This window comes from Streptococcus sp. WM07, assembly GCF_004570525.1.
In the GTDB taxonomy this organism is placed as follows: domain Bacteria; phylum Bacillota; class Bacilli; order Lactobacillales; family Streptococcaceae; genus Streptococcus.
Genome location: NZ_SPPZ01000032.1, coordinates 1 through 18,696, shown reverse-complemented (window position 1 = coordinate 18,696; position 18,696 = coordinate 1). Strand labels below are relative to the sequence as shown.

General features: G+C 40.9%; 19 protein-coding genes and 1 pseudogene. 6 read left to right on the top strand and 14 right to left on the bottom strand.

Translation table 11 applies throughout. The features are described 5' to 3' along the window. Positions 1–214 (bottom strand): helix-turn-helix domain-containing protein (locus tag E4T71_RS05350; RefSeq protein ID WP_135034965.1); only part of this gene is annotated, 214 nt, incomplete at its 3' end. Between the two features lie 16 nt (positions 215–230). Between E4T71_RS05350 and E4T71_RS05345 the strand changes: the two are divergent. Continuing rightward, positions 231–470: pseudogene (locus E4T71_RS05345) on the top strand (transposase); the annotation flags it as partial. Positions 471–751: 281 nt separating this feature from the next. Here the strand turns inward: E4T71_RS05345 and E4T71_RS05340 are convergent. The 5 genes from E4T71_RS05340 to rplK all read right to left on the bottom strand — a co-directional run bounded on the left by E4T71_RS05340 (position 752) and on the right by rplK (position 5,063). Further along, the gene (locus E4T71_RS05340; protein WP_167758474.1) at positions 752–1,555 is read right to left on the bottom strand and encodes an MBL fold metallo-hydrolase; all 804 of its coding nucleotides are present in this window, start codon (positions 1,553–1,555) and stop codon (positions 752–754) included. Further along, positions 1,545–2,912 (bottom strand): cell wall metabolism sensor histidine kinase VicK, encoded by a 1,368-nt coding sequence (gene vicK, locus E4T71_RS05335; protein WP_135037873.1) that lies wholly within the window; start codon positions 2,910–2,912, stop codon positions 1,545–1,547. The genes E4T71_RS05340 and vicK overlap by 11 nt, the downstream gene beginning before the upstream one ends. Further along, on the bottom strand, positions 2,902–3,603 hold the full coding sequence (yycF, locus tag E4T71_RS05330; protein ID WP_135037870.1) for a response regulator YycF: 702 nt from the start codon (positions 3,601–3,603) through the stop codon (positions 2,902–2,904). The genes vicK and yycF overlap by 11 nt, the downstream gene beginning before the upstream one ends. An 86-nt stretch (positions 3,604–3,689) precedes the next feature. Beyond that, positions 3,690–4,379 (bottom strand): 50S ribosomal protein L1, encoded by a 690-nt coding sequence (rplA, locus tag E4T71_RS05325; RefSeq protein ID WP_135037867.1) that lies wholly within the window; start codon positions 4,377–4,379, stop codon positions 3,690–3,692. Positions 4,380–4,637: 258 nt separating this feature from the next. Then, on the bottom strand, positions 4,638–5,063 hold the full coding sequence (gene rplK, locus E4T71_RS05320; protein WP_135037864.1) for a 50S ribosomal protein L11: 426 nt from the start codon (positions 5,061–5,063) through the stop codon (positions 4,638–4,640). A 190-nt stretch (positions 5,064–5,253) separates the two neighbouring features. Between rplK and E4T71_RS05315 the strand changes: the two genes are divergently transcribed. Further along, on the top strand, positions 5,254–5,610 hold the full coding sequence (locus E4T71_RS05315) for a DUF3397 domain-containing protein (protein ID WP_135037861.1): 357 nt from the start codon (positions 5,254–5,256) through the stop codon (positions 5,608–5,610). 25 nt (positions 5,611–5,635) lie between these two features. On the opposite strand, the gene E4T71_RS05310 is transcribed toward E4T71_RS05315, so the two are convergent. The 3 genes from E4T71_RS05310 to E4T71_RS05300 all read right to left on the bottom strand — a co-directional run bounded on the left by E4T71_RS05310 (position 5,636) and on the right by E4T71_RS05300 (position 9,779). Continuing rightward, positions 5,636–6,022 carry a VOC family protein gene (locus E4T71_RS05310; protein WP_135037858.1) on the bottom strand — a complete coding sequence of 129 codons (387 nt, stop codon included), beginning with the start codon at positions 6,020–6,022 and terminating at the stop codon, positions 5,636–5,638. Between the two features lies 1 nt (position 6,023). Continuing rightward, positions 6,024–8,312, bottom strand: a complete 2,289-nt coding sequence (locus E4T71_RS05305) for a DNA translocase FtsK (protein WP_135037855.1) — start codon at positions 8,310–8,312, stop codon at positions 6,024–6,026. A 354-nt stretch (positions 8,313–8,666) separates the two neighbouring features. Next, positions 8,667–9,779 carry an AI-2E family transporter gene (locus tag E4T71_RS05300; protein WP_135037851.1) on the bottom strand — a complete coding sequence of 371 codons (1,113 nt, stop codon included), beginning with the start codon at positions 9,777–9,779 and terminating at the stop codon, positions 8,667–8,669. Positions 9,780–9,860: 81 nt separating this feature from the next. Between E4T71_RS05300 and E4T71_RS05295 the strand changes: the two genes are divergently transcribed. Then, entirely contained in the window at positions 9,861–11,423 is a 1,563-nt protein-coding gene (locus E4T71_RS05295) for a beta-carotene 15,15'-monooxygenase (RefSeq protein WP_194181250.1), read from the top strand. Between the two features lie 76 nt (positions 11,424–11,499). Here E4T71_RS05295 and E4T71_RS05290 read toward each other — a convergent pair whose 3' ends face one another. The 5 genes from E4T71_RS05290 to E4T71_RS05270 all read right to left on the bottom strand — a co-directional run bounded on the left by E4T71_RS05290 (position 11,500) and on the right by E4T71_RS05270 (position 15,205). Then, complete coding sequence (locus E4T71_RS05290) at positions 11,500–12,348, bottom strand: bifunctional methylenetetrahydrofolate dehydrogenase/methenyltetrahydrofolate cyclohydrolase (RefSeq protein ID WP_135037848.1); 849 nt, start codon at positions 12,346–12,348, stop codon at positions 11,500–11,502. A gap of 107 nt (positions 12,349–12,455) precedes the next feature. Further along, on the bottom strand, positions 12,456–13,190 hold the full coding sequence (locus E4T71_RS05285; RefSeq protein WP_135037845.1) for an amino acid ABC transporter ATP-binding protein: 735 nt from the start codon (positions 13,188–13,190) through the stop codon (positions 12,456–12,458). Further along, complete coding sequence (locus E4T71_RS05280; protein ID WP_135037843.1) at positions 13,190–13,873, bottom strand: amino acid ABC transporter permease; 684 nt, start codon at positions 13,871–13,873, stop codon at positions 13,190–13,192. The genes E4T71_RS05285 and E4T71_RS05280 overlap by 1 nt, the downstream gene beginning before the upstream one ends. 456 nt (positions 13,874–14,329) lie before the next feature. Next, on the bottom strand, positions 14,330–14,560 hold the full coding sequence (locus E4T71_RS05275; RefSeq protein ID WP_135037840.1) for a DUF1797 family protein: 231 nt from the start codon (positions 14,558–14,560) through the stop codon (positions 14,330–14,332). 57 nt (positions 14,561–14,617) lie between these two features. Further along, a complete protein-coding gene (locus E4T71_RS05270) occupies positions 14,618–15,205 on the bottom strand; it encodes a GNAT family N-acetyltransferase (RefSeq protein WP_135037837.1) in 588 nt (195 codons plus the stop codon). 166 nt (positions 15,206–15,371) lie between these two features. Here E4T71_RS05270 and E4T71_RS05265 point away from each other — a divergent pair, with 166 nt between their 5' ends. The 3 genes from E4T71_RS05265 (at position 15,372) to E4T71_RS05255 (ending at position 18,584) form a co-directional block, all read left to right on the top strand. Then, on the top strand, positions 15,372–17,576 hold the full coding sequence (locus E4T71_RS05265) for an ATP-dependent Clp protease ATP-binding subunit (RefSeq protein WP_135037834.1): 2,205 nt from the start codon (positions 15,372–15,374) through the stop codon (positions 17,574–17,576). 221 nt (positions 17,577–17,797) lie between these two features. Then, positions 17,798–18,247 (top strand): NUDIX domain-containing protein, encoded by a 450-nt coding sequence (locus tag E4T71_RS05260; RefSeq protein WP_135037831.1) that lies wholly within the window; start codon positions 17,798–17,800, stop codon positions 18,245–18,247. Positions 18,248–18,272: 25 nt separating this feature from the next. Further along, positions 18,273–18,584 (top strand): DUF1827 family protein, encoded by a 312-nt coding sequence (locus E4T71_RS05255; protein WP_135037828.1) that lies wholly within the window; start codon positions 18,273–18,275, stop codon positions 18,582–18,584. Positions 18,585–18,696: the final 112 nt, after the last annotated feature.

Below are 18,696 nucleotides of genomic sequence, written 5' to 3'. Positions count from 1 at the left end.
TAAGGAGTGCCTCTAAACCTCCTTCTAGATAACGGTTCAATAAGTTTCGTACAGTTTGATGAACAAAACCTACTGATTTAGCTACTGCTGTTAAATTCTGACATTCAGAGTAGAGAATGAGAGCTTGAATTTTCCTATGGTGCTGTGCATTCTTTTTATCTTTCAGGGCTTGCTTCAATTCGCTAATTTGATATTCATTTAGTTCGACTTTCATACCTTATAGTATACAGCTATTTTTGTTTTTTGTTAAGTATAAGAAGTTTATTCTCCATTCATTTGACTATCCATACTCCAATGCACGATTGGAAGCAACCAATAACCTCATCAAAGTCATCAAGAGAAATGCATTTGGCTTTAGAAACTTTGAAAACTTCAAGAAACGCATTTATGTGAATCAGAACATAAAAAGGGAAAGCACTTATACCGTGCTCTCCCGTGTTCAATTATCAAATTCTACAGCTACTGACTAGCACTAAACAGATTCTAAAAGAATCCTTATCTGTGGTGGAATCATCCGCATAAGATGCGGATGACGGAAACTTTGAGACCAAGGCTCAAAGTTTAGTGATGAGACTCCGAAGGAGGCTGCTTACGTCCGCACCACTCTCATAAGGATTCCTAAGAATCTGGATGATGACTAGACTAAAAAATTAAATATAGTCGCTAACGATACCCTATTCACCCATTACAGTTGACAAAGAGCCTTTTTAGTTTGGCATCACTCATCCAATTTTGAAGAACTCAATCACGATCAAATCCTCGTAAGAGGACTTGCATGATCCGGGGATGTATCCAGAACTTGGAAATCATGTCCAACTGCTAAATCCGCCTGAGCTAGTTGGTTAACCATAGTCATGTGGGCTAATTCCTTAATATTGTTTTCCTTACTAAGGTGACCCAAATAAATCTTCTTAGTCTGATTCCCCAAGCTTCGAATCATCGTCTCAGCACCATCTTCATTGGATAAATGTCCTTTGTCTGAAAGAATCCGTTGTTTGAGAGACCAAGGGTAACGGCCACTGCGAAGAATTTCAATATCGTGATTGCTTTCAATAAGATAAGCATCTGCATTTTCAATGAGACTTGCTAAACGATCACTAACATAGCCTGTGTCCGTCAACATCACAAAACTCTTTTGATCTTTCATAAAACGGTAAAATTGTGGAGCAACAGCGTCATGACTAACACCGTAACTTTCAATATCCAGATCACCAAAGGTCAAGGTTTTTCCCATCTCAAAGATATGTTTTTGATCATTTGAAATATTACCCAGATGACCTTCCATAGCCTGCCAAGTCTCCTGGTTAGCATAGATATCCAAATTGTATTTCCGAGCCAAGACACCCACTCCATGAATATGATCTTTATGTTCATGGGTTACAAAAATAGCATCCAAATCACTCGCCTTACGATCAATCTCAGCCAGCAGACTTTCAATTTTTTTACCTGATAAGCCCGCATCTACTAGTATTCGCTTTTTCTGACTCTCTACATAAAAAGAATTGCCACTAGAGCCTGAGGCTAAAATACTGTATTTAAATCCCTTATCCGTCACTTTCTGTATCAACTCCTGTTTGGTCGTCCCAATCTCCATCCTCAGAGAGGGCTTTTTCGTATGGTAACACAATCGTAAAGCTAGAACCTTTACCGTACTCACTCTTGGCCCAAATAAAGCCATGGTGCTGCTTAACGATTTCTTTAGCAATAGCTAGACCCAAACCTGTCCCTCCTTGAGCACGACTACGTGCCTTATCCACTCGGTAAAATCGGTCAAAAATTCGTGGTAAATCTTTTTGAGGAATTCCAAGTCCTTGATCAGAGATAACAATGATCAATTGGGTATCCGTAGTTTGCATCGATACCGTAATCTTACCCCCATCTGGTGAATATTTGATGGCGTTATTCAGAATATTATCAAGTACTTGATTCATCTTATCTGTATCAATTTCAATCCAAATAGGAGAAATTGGGTATTGACGTACGATTTCATAATGCTTGCTCTCTTCTTGACTCCTAATTTTGTCAAAACGATTTAAAATATGGGTCATGAAAGCAGTGAAATTAATCAACTCAACTTCCAAATCACTTGCTTCATTATCAATCCGAGATAAACTCAGAAGATCCGTAATCATCCGCATCATCCGATTGGTCTCTGTCAAAGAAACATGAATAAAATCAGGAGCAACCGGCTCTGTCAATGCACCGTCTTCAAGAGCCTCCAAATACGATTTAACACTGGTCAAGGGAGTCCGCAACTCATGGCTTACATTGGAAACAAATAGGCGACGTTCCCGCTCCTCTTTTTCCTGCTCCGTTGTATCATGCAACACCGCTACGAGCCCAGATACAAAGCCACTCTCACGTCTAACCAAAGCAAATCGCACGCGTAGAGTCAGGTACTCCCCATTGGCATCCTGACTATCAATCGTATCCACTGGGGTATCAATAATTAACTGGCGAAGATCATACCGTTCTTCAATTCCCAACAGACTCAAGATAGATTGTCCCAAGGCTGCCTCTTCAGAAACTCCTAACATATGACAAGCCATATCGTTAATCAGTGTAATTTCACCTTTACGATTCGTCGCTAAAACGCCATCGGTCATGTAAGAAAGAACACTCGACAACCGGGTTGTCTCTTGCTCTAGATTTTCTTGCGTAACCCGAATCACATCCGACAAATCATTGACGGATGTGATGAGTTCTTGTATGTCCGGATTTTGTGAGTCTATTTCCAATCGGGTATGGTGACCCGCAATTAGCTCCTCAACCTTCTCATTTAATTTACGAATCCGTTGATTGTCTTTTCGATTTTCATATGCTAATAAAGCGACAACAATGATAAAAGCAATGACAATCAGTCCAAAAATAATATCACTAGTAAATAGGAAATCACGAATCTTAATGATCATGGCGAATATAATAACCTACACCACGGCGGGTGAGGATGTATTCTGGTCTGCTAGGAGTATCTTCGATTTTCTCCCGCAAACGGCGAATGGTTACATCTACAGTACGAACGTCACCAAAATAGTCATAACCCCAAACTGTCTCGAGCAGATGTTCCCGTGTCATCACTTGACCAACATGGGAGGCTAAATGTAACAACAATTCAAATTCACGGTGCGTTAATTCCAACTCTTGGTCACGCTTATGGGCGACAAAAGCTTCTGGAAAAATCCGCAAGTCACGAATCATCAATTCACTAGGTTTGCTCTCTTCTTCTTGAGCATCCACAATCAATTCGGTACGTCGCAACACAGCTTTCACACGAGCCTGTAATTCCCGATTAGAAAACGGTTTGGTTACATAATCATCTGCTCCAATTTCCAAACCAATTACCTTATCAAATTCAGAATCCTTGGCAGAGAGCATAATAATCGGAACATGACTTGTTCGACGAATCGTCTTAGCCACTTCAAGACCATCAATTTCTGGCAACATTAAATCCAAAATCACGATATCTGGTTGCTCTGCTTCAAATACTTCCAAGGCTTCCTGACCATCAAAGGCCGTTACGACCTCATAACCTTCTTTGGTCATGTTAAATTTTATAATATCAGAGATGGGTTTTTCATCATCTACTACTAAGATTTTCTTCATATAAGATCACCTTTCTCGGTACTCTCTTCATTATACCAAAAAAAGAGACTAGAACCCTAGTTCTAGCCTCTTTTCATCCCTTATTCTTAGAAAGAAGATGGATCTACTTTGATACCAACACCTTGTGTAGTAGTGATGGTTACGTTTGTCATGTAAGTACCTTTAGCTGTAGCTGGTTTTGCTTTAACCATTACATCATGGAAAGCTTTAAAGTTTTCAACCAATTTATCAGCATCAAAGGAAACTTTACCGATGATTGCTTGTACGTTACCTGCACGGTCTGCACGGTAAGTGATTTTACCACCTTTAGATTCTTCAACTGCTTTCGCTACGTCCATTGTAACTGTACCAGTTTTAGGGTTAGGCATCAAGTTACGTGGTCCAAGCACACGTCCAAGACGTCCAACAAGTGCCATCATATCAGGTGTCGCAACGACAACGTCGAAATCTAACCAACCACCGTTGATTTTTTCAACAAGGTCTTCTTCACCAACAAAGTCTGCACCTGCAGCTTTTGCTTCTTCAGCTTTCGCACCACGCGCAAATACAAGAACGCGTTGTGTTTTACCAGTTCCGTTTGGCAAGACCATTGCCCCACGGATTTGTTGGTCAGCTTTTTTAACATCAATGTTCAAGTTGTAAGCAACCTCAACAGTTGCATCGAATTTTGCAAAGTTTGTTTCTTTTGCAAGTGCTACAGCTTCTTCTACGCTGTATGCTTTTGTGCTGTCAATTTTTTCAAGGGCAGCACGAAGGTTTTTACTTTTTTTAGCCATTTTATCTTTCTCCTTGTAAGTGGTTCAATCGATTTTCATCTCCCACGTCACTCATCGAAATGATGAAGTCTTGCGGGTTTTGGGTTCACTTCTATTTATTGAACTCTATCTCTCAAATATATTCCTGCATTTGAGAAGATAGGCGCAGTGGTTAATTGCTATTTTCATTCACTTTTCAGTTCTGAAAATAATTAAGCCAACTGTGCAGGAATCATACAACAAACTAAATAAAATACGTTAGTTCTGTATGATTACTCCTTAGTCAACAACAGTGAATCCCATAGAACGAGCAGTACCTTCAATCATACGCATTGCTGCTTCAACAGACGCTGCGTTCAAATCTGGCATTTTAGTTTCAGCGATTTCTTGTACTTGTGCACGTGTAACAGTTGCTACTTTTGCAGTGTTTGGAGTACCAGAACCTTTTTCAACTCCTGCAGCTTTCTTAAGAAGAACAGCAGCTGGAGGTGTTTTTGTTACGAATGTAAATGATTTATCTTCATAAACAGAAATCACAACTGGGATGATCATACCAGCTTGATCAGCTGTACGAGCGTTAAACTCTTTTGTGAATCCCATGATGTTGATACCTGCTTGACCAAGCGCTGGACCAACTGGTGGAGCTGGAGTCGCTTTACCGGCAGGGATTTGCAATTTAACAATATTTTCGACTTTTTTAGCCATTTTTTAAATCCTCCTTTGTGGTTTTGGCGGTAAGACTAGTTTTTTACCTCCCACAAGTATGCAATTAGCATACTTTTCTAGTATACAGCTTTTTATAAAAAATGCAAGAGAAAACTTCTTTTCTTTTTATTTTTTTCCCTAAAAAGACTTTCCGTGTTAAAATGGATGAAAACGTCAGAGGAGTAGACCTATGCTTTTTTTACAAATACTTGCCCTAGCCCTTCTAGTGGGGATCCCTGTTATGAGTCTTTTCCTAACCCGTCTACTCCCCTTACACAAATTAGGGATACGGGCCATGGATGTGATGGTTCCCCTCTTTGCCTATGCCTTCTACTGGATATCCACTCAAGCCTTCTATCATAGTCTATTACCAGAATTAGGAGTAGCTATGGGAGGACTTGGCTTAATCCTTATCTGCTTTTTTGTCATCCGCTACCGGACCTTCTATTATTCTAAATTCTTTAAATATTATTGGCGACTCTCTTTTTTACTAATGGTATTTATGTACTTAGCCATGATTATTTCTCTCTTTTTCCAAGCAAAATAGTTCAGCTTCGCTGAACTATTTTGCTTTATTCATGTAATTCTAGAGGGAGACCATCTGGGTCAAAGAAAAAAGCCATTTTCTTCTGATTAAAATCATCATAACGAAGTCCTTGGTGGGGAATCCCCACTTGGTCAAAATAGGCTAAAGTAGCTTCGACATCATCAACCTTAAATGCTAAATGGCGTAAGCCTGTGTGTTCCGGATTCGGAAGAGCTCGTCTTTTGGGAGCTTGAGGTTTAACAAATAGTTCCAAAACCAAGCCATTCTTTTCAACTAAGATCAGTCTGTCTTCTTTTTCAGGTCGAATATGATCTGCTTGAATCACAAATCCCAAATGTTCAACATAGAATTCTAACATTAACTCGGCATCTTGGCCAATAATGGCAATATGATCTACTCCAGTAAATTCCATCTTATTCCTCCTCTATCTGAGTCACGAGAACCTTACGGGGCTTGGTTCCCTCTGCTGGCCCAATAACGCCTGCTTGTTCCAACTCTTCCATCAATCGTGTTGCTCGGTTAAATCCAACAGATAAACGTCTTTGAATCATAGAAGCTGAGGCTTTTTGCGTCTCGACAACCAGAGATCTAGCTTGGGCGAAGAGCGGATCTCCTTGACTGGATCCGCTGCTTCCAAAGTCTTCCGCCTCATTGATATCTCCTGGATCAAAGGTCTCATCATAATCGACCTCAGCTTGATCCTTGATAAAATTAACCAGGGTTTCAACCGCTTGATCCGAAATAAAGGATCCCTGTAATCGTACAGGATGGTTCTCATCAATTGGCTTGAAAAGCATATCTCCTCGTCCCAATAATTTTTCTGCTCCATTTTCATCTAAGATGGTGCGACTATCTGTACCACTAGACACAGCAAAAGCCACGCGACTTGGAACATTCGCCTTGATCAGACCACTAATAACATCTACACTGGGTCTTTGGGTTGCAAGAATCATATGAATACCAGCAGCACGCGCCTTTTGACCCAAACGAATAATGGCATCTTCGACTTCCTTACTTGCCACCATCATCAAGTCTGCTAACTCATCAACAATAACAACAATCAAGGGGAGAGGAACCTCTTTTACATCAGACTCCGCATTATGAGCTGCCACCCGTTCATTATAACCTTGAATATTCCTTGCTCCAACCTTGGAGAAGCGCTGGTAGCGTTCTTCCATCTCGTCCACTACTTTTTGCAAAGCACGACTAGCCTTACGGGGATTGGTCACAACCGGAATTAACAAGTGAGGGATATCATTATAGACAGATAACTCAACCATTTTCGGATCGATCATCAAGAATTTCACTTGATCAGGCCGAGCTTTCATCAAAATGCTGGCGATAATCCCATTCACCGCTACTGATTTTCCTGAACCGGTTGATCCAGCTACTAACAAATGAGGCATTTTAGCCAAATCAAATGTCCGAACCTGTCCATTTACAGCCTTTCCAAGCGGTAACTCCAATAGTTTTCCTGAATCTAACTGAGCCTGCTCCCACAATTCACGGAAACCTACTGTAGCAACCTCGCTATTAGGAACCTCAATCCCTACTAAGGATTTTCCTGGAATCGGTGCTTCGATTCGAACATCCTTAGCTGCCAAAGCCAAGGCTAAATCATCAGCCAAGTTCGAAATACGGTTAACCCGAACTCCAACAGCCGGTTTAATCTCATATTTAGTCACGGAGGGACCAATCTCTGCTCTCTCCACCTTAGCATCAATCGAGAAAGAAGCAAAGGTAGATTCTAAAATTCGAACATTTTCCCGCACCTGTTGTTGTTCACGAGACTGACTCTTACTTTTTTCCTTGGGAAAAAGCTGGATACTAGGAAGTACATAGGGCCCCAGTGGGCTCGTTTGAGAAAATTCTTGAAAAGTGCCTTCAACCTCTTCTTCCTCTGCTGTCTCCACTTCTTCCAGGAAAATCGGTGTTTCCTCTAACATCGTTGATCCATCCAGAATTTCACCCGTCTCTAAGTCTACTGCTGGTAAGGGGGCTTCAGGGAGTTGCTCTTTTTCATAAGTCCTAGCTAAATCTTGCTGTTCTTCCTCTTTTTTTATTTTTGCTTCAAGCCGTCGCTGACGCTCCCCCAAATAAAGACTTTCACCTGCTTCGGTTAATTGATGATAGGTATTCAAGAGCCAATCTCCCACATCATAGACGGAGAGTTGACTTACTAACAAACTACCTAGAGCTAGTAGAAGAATGCCGATAAAATAGGACCCTATATTGGAAAATAAAAATGCGATGGGAATGTAAAGTAATAGCCCTAAAAGCCCCCCACCTACAAATTGGGTTACCTGTAAACCCAGCAACTCACTCGTCAAAATACTGAGATGACCGCTGAGAACATCCACTTCTTGCGGCAGTCCACCCGCAAAATAAGCTTGCCAAATCACTAACAGCCCCGCTAGAACTGCGGTTACACCTGGCCAAAATCCTGGACGATCCCTTAACCACTTGAATGTGAAGAGATATATAAATATCGTCAGTAAAAGGGCAGGGGCTAGACTCCCCACACCCCAACGTACTAAATTATAAAGGGTAAGACCGAAAGCTCCTACTTGAAGAAGGGCTACAATAATCAGAACAGCCAGTCCCAGGGAAATAAACATCCGCCGAATAGCTGCCTGTCTAACCTGCTCAGCCTTACTAGGTCTCCTTGTCTTTGTTCCTGTTGTTTTCTTTTTATTTGCCATAGTCCTATTATACCATCTGACTTCCTATAACCTAAAAACAAGTTCAAATCTCCTCTAAAAACAGAGTCCCTTCCTTCAGCTCCAATTCCAAACCAAGTAGCAACCAGTAGCCAGCAACATACTAATCTAACTGTTCAAAGGAAACTCCAGAAATAAACTTCGAAAACTGGAATTTCCATTTTATAATCTGATTTTCTAAAACACTGAACTCACGTTTCAGCAACGACTGACCTCGTTAAAAATCCCAATCAATGTAAGCAAAAACGGCCTCTTTCCAGACCGTTTTTATTGACAATTTAACACAAGGATTGGACATAATTTTTGTTCAACAAAGACACTCTAGCCGACCTTCCCTTATAGATCTGTATCCAACTGCTTGCGCATTTGATTTTCTTTGTGATGTTCATAGAGTTCCCAGGCAAACTTCACAATTTCTTTTAAAATCGAATATAAAGGTATAGCCACAATCATGCCTACAATCCCATAGATATTACTAGATAACAATAGCAAGATCATAATGGTAATCGGGTGCACTTTCATAACCCCACCTACAATCCGAGGATAGAGAATATTTCCATCCACCTGTTGAAGGATTAGCATATATATCAAGGCGATGAACATTTTTTGTGGATCCAAAAAAGTATAAGTTATCAGCATGGGGATCATCCCAATAGTAGGTCCCACATATGGAATGAGATTACACATTCCCTGGAATATCGCAAAGACTAAGGCGTAACGAATGCCAATAATCGAATAACCTGTCAAGGTAAGGGTAAAAATAATCAAGGCATCAATAGAGATTCCGCTAATATAACGAGCGATTGTTTTATTCAATGTCGTCAACAAGGAAGCAATATCCAAAGAATCACGTTTTAAAACTGTTCGCTGCAACATAGGAAGAAGTTTTTTTCCATCCAATAAGAAATAGACAAGAAAAATAGGTGTCATAATTAAAATGAAAGCCGTATTAATAACCGCTGAAAATAGGCTCCCAATACTGGTCGAAACATTATTCAGGATATTTTGCAAAATATCTACATAAGACAGATTCAAATCTGCTACAGTTTTTTGAATATCAACATTCCGTAAAATCGGCTCTTCCGCCAAATGATTCACAAGGGACTGAGCCTCATGGTAGATTCCCTGGCTAGCATAGATCAAGCTGGTCAACTGATTGATTAAAATTGGAAGTAAGTAGATGACCGCCCAAACGATAAGGCCAATCACACCGGCAACAGCCATCAAACTTCCCAAACCACGTTTGATTTTAAAGACTTTTTCTAAAAACTCGACCAAGGGATTGGTGATGTAATAAAAAAAAGCAGCCAAAAGGAAAGGAATAAGGATTGTATTCAAGACCCGAACGGCTGGAGTAACAATCTCTCCCATCTCCCTCCACAAAAAGAGAACCAGACTACATAGAAGAATTTCGACAGTCCAGAAAAATAATTTACTCTTTTGAAACATAGCGTCCTCCTCTCCTTATTCTAGCATAATTGTGGTATGATTTTAGAAGAATATTTCAATCCAAGAAAGAGGTGTCCCTTCGTGCGCCGTTTTTTTAACTACCTGAGTCAGTTTGGAACTTATCTAGTCCTCTTACTAGCAGGAATCATTTGTAGCTTATTTGCTTTTTCAACCCTTTTTGTAACAACATTTATCCCCATAAAAATTTCCGAGGGAGTTGTTTTTCAAGTCAATCCCTGGTATTTTTTACCCTGTTTAATCCTATTTCTATGGGGCTTGGTTCGAATTCGACCTGCTTTTGAAAAAATTTCCGATAGACAGTTTTTCAAAGTCATGACCATCTGCTACCTTCTCATGGGAGCTTATCTACTTTTTAATGTTGAAGGACAGATACGGGCTGATGCTAAGCATGTCTACAAAGCAGCACTAGCTTTTAATCAGGGGAATTTTGATTCTCTGACCACAATAGGGGCCTATATGTATCGTAATCCCCATCAACTAGGGCTTCTAAGTTTGGAGCGGATTTACGCTGCAATCATTCCAACAACCTATCTCGCCTTTGGGATGAACCTTATATGGACTCTAACCAATAACTATTTAATCTGGAGATTGGGACGAACTTGGGGGCTCAGTCAGTTGGCAAGGAATTATCTCCTATTTTTCAGCTTTGCCTTTCTTCCACATTTCTTCTTTATCCTTTTTGTGTATGGCAGTACCGTCGGACTGACAGCCTGTCTTCTTGCTCTGACTTTTTATCAAATATTTGCCCGTAAACAACAACTGAGATATGGTTTGCTAACAGCTCTATTCCTTGGCATTGCCTGTGTTATTCGTAACAACTATATTATTTTCGGATTGACAATCTTGGGGATTCTGTTTCTCTCCATTCTCAAAAGATTCACCTGGAAAAAGCTACTGGTTGGAATTTCTTGTGTCATTTGCATGGTCGGTATGAACAAAGCTGTTCTTTCTTATTATGAGGGAGTTATAGGACAGGAGATTGGACCAGGAACTCCTAAAATCGCCTATGTGACAATGGGGCTCAGAGATGATCCTGATCGTAAAACTCTAGGAGGCTGGTACGATGGTTACAATACCAAAATCCTCCAGCGGAATAATTTTAATGAAGAACAAGCCACCGAAATGGCTAAACGTGATCTACGAAAACGGATCGTGACCTTTATTAAAAATCCACTCTATGCCTTTCGTTTTTTCTTTCAAAAAGGGTATTCAACTTGGACGGAGCCAACCTTTCAATCTATTTGGACAGGGCCTAATCGTTGGGAGCGGAATCAAGAAACCTTCACCCCACTCCTTCAATCTCTTTATGAAGGGCGTACCGCCTACCGTCTCTTTCATTTTTCCATGAGTTTACTCTTATGGACAATCTACAGTTTCTCCGGTCTCTACCTTTTTTACCTATTTCGGAAAATCCAGCCTGACTTTCCTTCTACTCAGCTAGCCGGTGCCATCTTCCTGCTCGGTGGCTTTCTATTCCACCTTATCTGGGAAACTAAGAGTCAGTATGTCTACATGTATATCCTACTCTTGACCCCCTATGCAGCTCAAGGACTGGAACTCGCCCTTTCCTATTGGGATAATAGAAAAATAAAAAAACTTCAAAAGAAACTAGACAAGAACTAGTTATGAGAACTCATCGTATAAAAAACGAGCTATTCCAGTTTTGGAATTGCTCGTTTTTTAGGTTCCAAGCTCTTTTTTAGTTTCTGCTGCCTACTGCAGCTTGAAACGTCTGCTCTAAAAGCATCGCAATAGTCATAGGGCCAACGCCACCTGGAACTGGTGTTAGAAATGCTGCTTTGTCTTTTACAGCCTCAAAGTCTACATCTCCAATTAACTTCCCTTCCGCATTGCGATTCATACCCACGTCAATGACAACCGCACCTTCTTTGACAAAGTCAGAACCTACAAAGTGCCCTCGACCAATCGCAACTACTAAGATATCCGCTTCACTAGCTAATTGCGCCAGATTTTCAGTCTTAGAATGAGCAATGGTAACAGTCGCATCTGCCGCTAAAAGCATCTCTGCCATAGGCTTGCCAACAATATTGCTGCGGCCAATCACTACAGCTTTTTTTCCTGCAGGATTGATTCCATATTCCGCAAGCAAGGCCATGATCCCAGCAGGCGTAGATGGAACCCGTAAAGGATCTCCGGTCCACAAGCGTCCTACGTTGAAAGGATGAAAACCATCAACATCCTTAGCAGGATCAATCGCTTCTAACACTAAATCTTCACGGATTTGTGAAGGAAGTGGCAGTTGAACAAGAATACCATGCACGCCAGTATCCTGATTTAATTCTGCCAATAATTCCAATAATTCTTCTTCAGTCAAGCTATCTGGGTAGCGTAAAACACGACTTTCAAACCCCGCCGCAATGGCAGCCTTCTCCTTATTACGGACATAGACCTGGCTGGCTGGATTCTCACCCACTAAGACTACTACCAAGCAAGGCTTCAACCCCTCTTCTGCCAGTAACTGAGCCGTCTTTTCAGCTAAGGCTGCTCGTTTTTTTAAAGCTAAAGCTTTTCCATCCAAGAGTTGCATGTGGTTCCTCCTTGTTCAAACTGAATCTATTCCCATTTTACCACTTGCTGAATGAATCTTCTAGAAGTTCTCGCTTAAAAGACAAAATGACTACAGACTTCACCGACTTATAAAACTTTACTCAAGAAATTCTGAGTTCGCTCTTCTTGACTATTGTCAAAAATAGCTTCAGGAGTCCCGTCCTCGACAACAACACCACCGTCCATGAAGATAACCCGATCTGCAACTTCACGAGCAAATCCCATCTCATGAGTCACAATAACCATCGTCATACCAGATTCAGCCAATTCCTTCATGACAGATAAAACTTCACCAACCATCTCTGGATCGAGGGCTGAAGTCGGTTCATCAAATAACAGTAGATCTGGATCCATAGCTAGTCCACGGGCAATCGCAATTCGCTGTTGCTGCCCACCTGACAGAGACTGAGGGTAAGCATTGGCTTTATCAGGCAAGCCGACTTTCGCTAGAAGTTCTTTTCCTCTTTCTTCTGCTTTCGCCTTGCTGATTCCTTTCGTTTTGATAGGGGAAAGAGTAATATTTTCCAAAACAGTCATATTTGGAAAAAGATTAAATTGTTGGAAAACCATTCCCATCTTTTCCCGCATTTTGAAAAGGTCATTTTTGGAATCTGTAATATCAACGCCTTCAAAAGAGACATGGCCTTTGGTCGCCTCTTCTAACAAATTCATCGAGCGAAGAAGTGTTGATTTCCCACTACCTGAAGGGCCGATAATAACAACGACTTCTCCCCGATGAATCTCTAAGTCAATACCTTTTAAAACCTCATTTTTTCCGAAATATTTGTGAAGGTCTTCAATTTTTAAGATGGTTTCAGTCATTATTTCTTCTCCTCTTGTTTGAGCCGATTTTCAAACATTTTCAAAAGCAAACTAAGCACACTTGTTAGGGCAAGATAATAAGCTGCCGCAACCAATAAGGGAGTCAAAGATTGATAGGTTGTGGTCGCAACAGTCTGGGCTCCATTCCAGAGTTCCATAACGCCAATCGTTGCAAGAAGCGAACTATCCTTGACAATGGTTACAAACTCATTCCCCAAAGCTGGAAGAATATTTTTAACAGCTTGCGGGAGAACAACATAGCGCATGGCATTAGCCGGACGAATTCCCAATGAGTAAGCCGCTTCTAACTGCCCCTTTGGAACTGCGTTAATACCAGCACGAACTGTTTCAGACACATAAGCTCCAGAGTTCATAGACAAAATAACAATCCCTGGAATCAAACGCGTCAAATCCACCTGTAAAATTCCAATCTGAATCGATGGGGCCGTTAAATGAGTTAGAGCAAAAGCAATCATAATTTGAACCAACATCGGTGTTCCACGAAAGACCCAAACATAAATATTCGCAATCCATTGTAAAACAGCCCATTTTGAGCGTTGAGCAAAAGCTAAGAGAACTCCTAAAATTGTTCCAAAAAAGACAACAAAAATAGAGACAATAATCGTTACCAAAGCCCCATAGTTAAAATAAGGCAAAAACTGAGGTAAAAATGAAAATGACATGAAAATACCTTTCAATAAAAAATGTAAATATGAAGTTATTCTACCAAAAAGCCAGAAGGCTCACAAGATGTATCAGCGAGAATACGAAAAAGGAGGCTGGACAAACCTTCCAGCCTCGACATTCTCGTTCATCATAAATCTTTGACACAGTCATTGATTAGGGCAAACAGCAGAACTATCAGTTGAGTAGACAACATAAAATTTAGAAAGCAAATCATAGTTGTCCGTGTTTTATCACACCACCCGGTATTCTTTTCATGAAGACACTAGTTCGGACTTCGCTCATTCCAACAAAATCTATAGAACTTCAGCACACCATCAGAGTAGGAATTACTAGCAACAACCTCTTTTTAGATTATTTAAAACCTAAAAATTAGATAGCAAAGATAGTCTAGGTAGTGACGACAACTTGGACAAAAGAGCTGTGACAGATTCTTCTGCTCCCAACACGAACTCTTAATATAAAAGCTCGTAAATTTCCATTGCAATCAAATCGATACTGTCAAAAGTGAATGTCTCACGTGCTTCGACATCTCGTAAGGTAAAGATTGAACCGAGTTCTTCATCCTGACTATAGGAAACTTCGGCAACGACTACACCGTCTCGTTCAAAATTTCGTTTCAAATTGCCGCCATCTGTCGCCATCTTTTCAAGACGATTGATAATGCGTACCAAATGTGATTCCATTACGTTTCTCCTATTTTTTAAATTCCTACTAAGTATACCATAGAATTACTGAAAATTCTAGGATACTTCTCCATTCTCATCCCTTTTCAAACTCCAAACCGACTTTGGAGTAGCCACACCCGAGGTAAAATCCCCCAGTTCTTTCTCCATCCAAATCATGTCATACCATTTGCTAAATTTATAACCAGCTTGTGGGAAATGGGCTACTTTCCTATAGCCACGCTTTGTATGGAAAAATTCACTTGCACGAGAACTATAGGGATCCTCTTTGGGGCCTAAGCCGATGCAAGCCTTGATAGATAAGATTCCCATTTCCTGGAGATAGGCTTCCAATCGATCATAGAGCAAATGCCCCAATCCTTGCCCTTTCATTGTCGAATCCACATAAATAGTAGATTCGACTGACCAAGCATAAGCGGCAGCTGAACGAAAAGGACCTGCGTAGCAGTAACCTCGGATACGCCCCTCTACTTCTGCTACAAGATAGGGATAAAAAGACTGAATGGCCTCCATTCGACTTCGGAAAACCTCTAGGCTAGGAACTTCATGTTCAAATGATATCGCTGTCTGCTCCACATAATAAGCATAAATGGCTAATAGCTCCTCAGCATCAGCGAGCTGCGCAAATCTTACTCTAACCTCCATATGGGCCTCCTTTTCTTTATTCTAAAAAAACAAAGCGGATTGGTCAAGACTCCCCTATTTCATACTTTTTACTTGCAAAGTCTCAAAAAGGTGCTATAATCGATAGTAGATAAATTTGACCTTTATTGACCAATAAAGGGTGTCTCTCGAATAGAAAGGAGCATTTATGCTTTGTCACAATTGTAAAATGAACGATGCTACCATCCATCTCTATACTAGTATTAATGGTCATCAGCAGCAAGTTGACCTCTGTCAAAATTGCTACCAAATTATGAAATCCGACCCGAATGCCTCCTTGCTAAAGGGCTTAAACTCCAACTCTAATGATCCTCTAGGAGATTTCTTCCAAAATCTAGGAAATTTCCAACGTCCTGAACAAGAGGAAACAGGAAACCGACCAGGTCAAAGAGAGCGAGCTTCTCAAGCCAAGCCAAGACCAAAGGGAATTCTAGATGAGTTTGGAATCAATGTCACAGACATTGCCAAACGTGGGGACATCGATCCCGTTATCGGCCGAGATGAAGAAATCATTCGAGTGATCGAAATTCTCAATCGTCGTACTAAAAACAACCCCGTTCTTATTGGAGAACCTGGTGTTGGTAAAACAGCTGTCGTTGAAGGGCTCGCTCAAAAAATTGTCGACGGAGATGTACCGCAAAAACTCCAATCAAAACAAGTCATTCGCCTAGATATGGTCAGCCTCGTTCAAGGTACCGGTATACGTGGTCAGTTCGAAGAACGAATGCAAAAATTGATGGAGGAGATTCGGCAACGTGAGGATGTTATCCTCTTTATTGATGAAATCCATGAAATCGTTGGAGCAGGAAATGCTGGCGACGGAAATATGGATGCCGGAAATATTCTCAAACCTGCTCTAGCTCGTGGAGAGCTACAACTAGTTGGTGCTACCACCCTCAATGAATACCGGATTATCGAAAAAGATGCCGCCCTAGAACGTCGCATGCAGCCCGTTAAAGTAGACGAACCATCTGTAGCTGAAACTCTGATTATCCTCAAAGGAATTCAGAAAAAATACGAAGACTATCACCATGTCAAATATACAGATGAAGCTATTGAAGCTGCCGCTGTACTATCCAACCGCTATATTCAAGATCGCTTCTTACCTGATAAAGCCATCGACCTCTTGGATGAAGCTGGTTCTAAAATGAACCTAACCTTGACCTTTGTCGATCCTAAAGAGCTAGATGAACGTCTCATTGAAGCAGAGCGACTCAAGACTCAGGCAACTCGTGATGAAGACTTTGAAAAAGCAGCCTACTATCGTGATCAGATTGCTAAATACAAAGAACTTCAAAAAACTGAAATCCATGACCAGGATATGCCTGTCATTACCGAAAAAGTTATTGAAGCGATTATTGAGCAAAAAACCAATATCCCAGTTGGTGACCTCAAAGAAAAAGAGCAATCGCAATTGGTTAATCTTGCTGATGACCTCAAAGAACATGTCATCGGACAGGATCCAGCAATCGACAAAATTGCCAAAGCGATTCGTCGCAATCGAGTTGGTCTTGGTAGTCCAAACCGCCCAATTGGAAGCTTCCTCTTCGTTGGTCCCACCGGTGTTGGTAAGACCGAACTTTCTAAACAATTGGCCTTAGAGCTTTTTGGTTCTACAGATAGCATGATTCGCTTCGATATGAGTGAATATATGGAAAAACACAGTGTAGCTAAATTAGTTGGTGCCCCTCCAGGTTATGTGGGCTACGATGAAGCTGGCCAACTAACCGAAAAAGTTCGTCGTAACCCTTACTCCCTTGTCCTCTTGGATGAGATTGAAAAAGCCCATCCAGACGTTATGCACATGTTCCTTCAAGTCTTGGATGATGGACGTTTGACTGATGGCCAAGGACGAACTGTCAGCTTCAAAGATACCATCATTATCATGACTTCCAACGCAGGTACTGGTAAAGTCGAAGCCTCTGTCGGATTTGGTGCCAGCCGTGAAGGACGGACCAACTCTGTCATGAATGAATTGGGGAACTTCTTCAGCCCAGAATTTATGAACCGCTTTGACGGTATCATTGAATTCCAAGCACTTAGCAAGGAAAATCTCCTTCAAATTGTTAACCTCATGTTAGAAGATGTCCGTGAGCGACTTGGCAAAAATGGCATCCAACTAAGTGTCACAGATAAAGTCAAAGAAAAATTGGTCGACTTAGGATATGATCCTAAAATGGGAGCTCGCCCACTCCGTCGAACTATTCAAGATCATATTGAAGATTCCATTACCGACTACTACCTCGAACATCCACAGGAAAAAGACTTAAGAGCCGTGATGCAAAACGGACAAATCATGATTAAGTCTACTCAAAAAGTGGAAAAAGAGACCGAAAAAGTAGAATCCGAATAAGAAAAAGCGATAGGAATAGGGAATTGGAAACATGAACAATGATAGTTTGCGTCAACGAAATCTCCCAACTACATATTAGAGGCTGGTACTTGAGTCCAGCCTCTGTTTTCTACAAATTCATCCTCAGTAATTTTTTCTTCGTTTTTCTTTTTAAAAAAGGTGAGCCGTTAAAAATCATGATATAATAAAGAAAAACAATTTAATCTTAGGAAGGTTTGCTTATGACAATTCCTTATTTTGGTAAGAAAGATCCTGAAGTTAACTACACAGCTCGCTATGGGGTCTATGCGGTAGTACCTGATGCTCGTCGCGAGCAGGTTATCTTAGTTCAAGCTCCAAATGGTGCCTGGTTTTTACCCGGAGGTGAAATTGAGGCTGGTGAAAATCATTTAGAAGCTCTCGAGCGAGAGTTGCTCGAAGAACTAGGTTTCAGTGCGCAAGTTGGTCAGTACTATGGTCAAGCTGACGAATACTTCTATTCTAGCCATCGAGATACCCACTACCACAATCCAGCCTTTATTTATGAAGTGAAATCCTATACCGAGGTCGGTCAACCCTTGGAAGATTTTAATAATTTAGCCTGGTTCCCTATTGACCAAGCCTTTCTACACCTAAAACGTGGCAGTCATCGTTGGGGCCTCCAGCAATGGCAACAGTCTCTAAATCAATAGCTTGCTCAACTAGAAAGGGGTCATTATGAAACTGATCAATACAAACTCCAGTCATAAACAACTCATTAAGAGGCAACTTGAAAACACGGATGCAACCTTAGTAGAGACTTTCTCAGCAGGTAATACAGATGTGATTTTCACAAAAGCTCCTACCCACTATGAAATCTTAATTACCAATAAGCACCGAGCTATTCGTGAAGTAGAAATTGAAACCATCCGAGATTTCTTCCTCAAGCGGCGTATTCAAACAGATCATGTTCGCAAGGAAGATATCAAAACCCTCTACTCTGATAAACTAATTGAAATCTCCATTCCAATCAAGGTAAGCGCCCAATAACAGAGTATATTGACAAAACTCCAAGATTATAAGCAGATTGCTTTTAATCTTGGAGTTTTCTTTATCTACAATTCTCTTGGATTTTTGGAGCCCATGGTAAATAAGCCTCTAG

What these genes read in the sequence shown, in the direction of transcription:
- E4T71_RS05265 (WP_135037834.1), top strand. Translation starts at nt 15,372, where the DNA reads ATGCTTTGTCACAATTGTAAAATGAACGATGCTACCATCCATCTCTAT.
- E4T71_RS05310 (WP_135037858.1), bottom strand. Translation starts at nt 6,022, where the DNA reads ATGGAATTTACTGGAGTAGATCATATTGCCATTATTGGCCAAGATGCC.
- vicK (WP_135037873.1), bottom strand. Translation starts at nt 2,912, where the DNA reads ATGATCATTAAGATTCGTGATTTCCTATTTACTAGTGATATTATTTTT.
- yycF (WP_135037870.1), bottom strand. Translation starts at nt 3,603, where the DNA reads ATGAAGAAAATCTTAGTAGTAGATGATGAAAAACCCATCTCTGATATT.
- E4T71_RS05285 (WP_135037845.1), bottom strand. Translation starts at nt 13,190, where the DNA reads ATGACTGAAACCATCTTAAAAATTGAAGACCTTCACAAATATTTCGGA.
- E4T71_RS05300 (WP_135037851.1), bottom strand. Translation starts at nt 9,779, where the DNA reads ATGTTTCAAAAGAGTAAATTATTTTTCTGGACTGTCGAAATTCTTCTA.
- E4T71_RS05260 (WP_135037831.1), top strand. Translation starts at nt 17,798, where the DNA reads ATGACAATTCCTTATTTTGGTAAGAAAGATCCTGAAGTTAACTACACA.
- E4T71_RS05280 (WP_135037843.1), bottom strand. Translation starts at nt 13,873, where the DNA reads ATGTCATTTTCATTTTTACCTCAGTTTTTGCCTTATTTTAACTATGGG.
- E4T71_RS05275 (WP_135037840.1), bottom strand. Translation starts at nt 14,560, where the DNA reads ATGGAATCACATTTGGTACGCATTATCAATCGTCTTGAAAAGATGGCG.
- rplA (WP_135037867.1), bottom strand. Translation starts at nt 4,379, where the DNA reads ATGGCTAAAAAAAGTAAAAACCTTCGTGCTGCCCTTGAAAAAATTGAC.
- E4T71_RS05255 (WP_135037828.1), top strand. Translation starts at nt 18,273, where the DNA reads ATGAAACTGATCAATACAAACTCCAGTCATAAACAACTCATTAAGAGG.
- E4T71_RS05305 (WP_135037855.1), bottom strand. Translation starts at nt 8,312, where the DNA reads ATGGCAAATAAAAAGAAAACAACAGGAACAAAGACAAGGAGACCTAGT.
- E4T71_RS05315 (WP_135037861.1), top strand. Translation starts at nt 5,254, where the DNA reads ATGCTTTTTTTACAAATACTTGCCCTAGCCCTTCTAGTGGGGATCCCT.
- rplK (WP_135037864.1), bottom strand. Translation starts at nt 5,063, where the DNA reads ATGGCTAAAAAAGTCGAAAATATTGTTAAATTGCAAATCCCTGCCGGT.
- E4T71_RS05290 (WP_135037848.1), bottom strand. Translation starts at nt 12,348, where the DNA reads ATGCAACTCTTGGATGGAAAAGCTTTAGCTTTAAAAAAACGAGCAGCC.
- E4T71_RS05270 (WP_135037837.1), bottom strand. Translation starts at nt 15,205, where the DNA reads ATGGAGGTTAGAGTAAGATTTGCGCAGCTCGCTGATGCTGAGGAGCTA.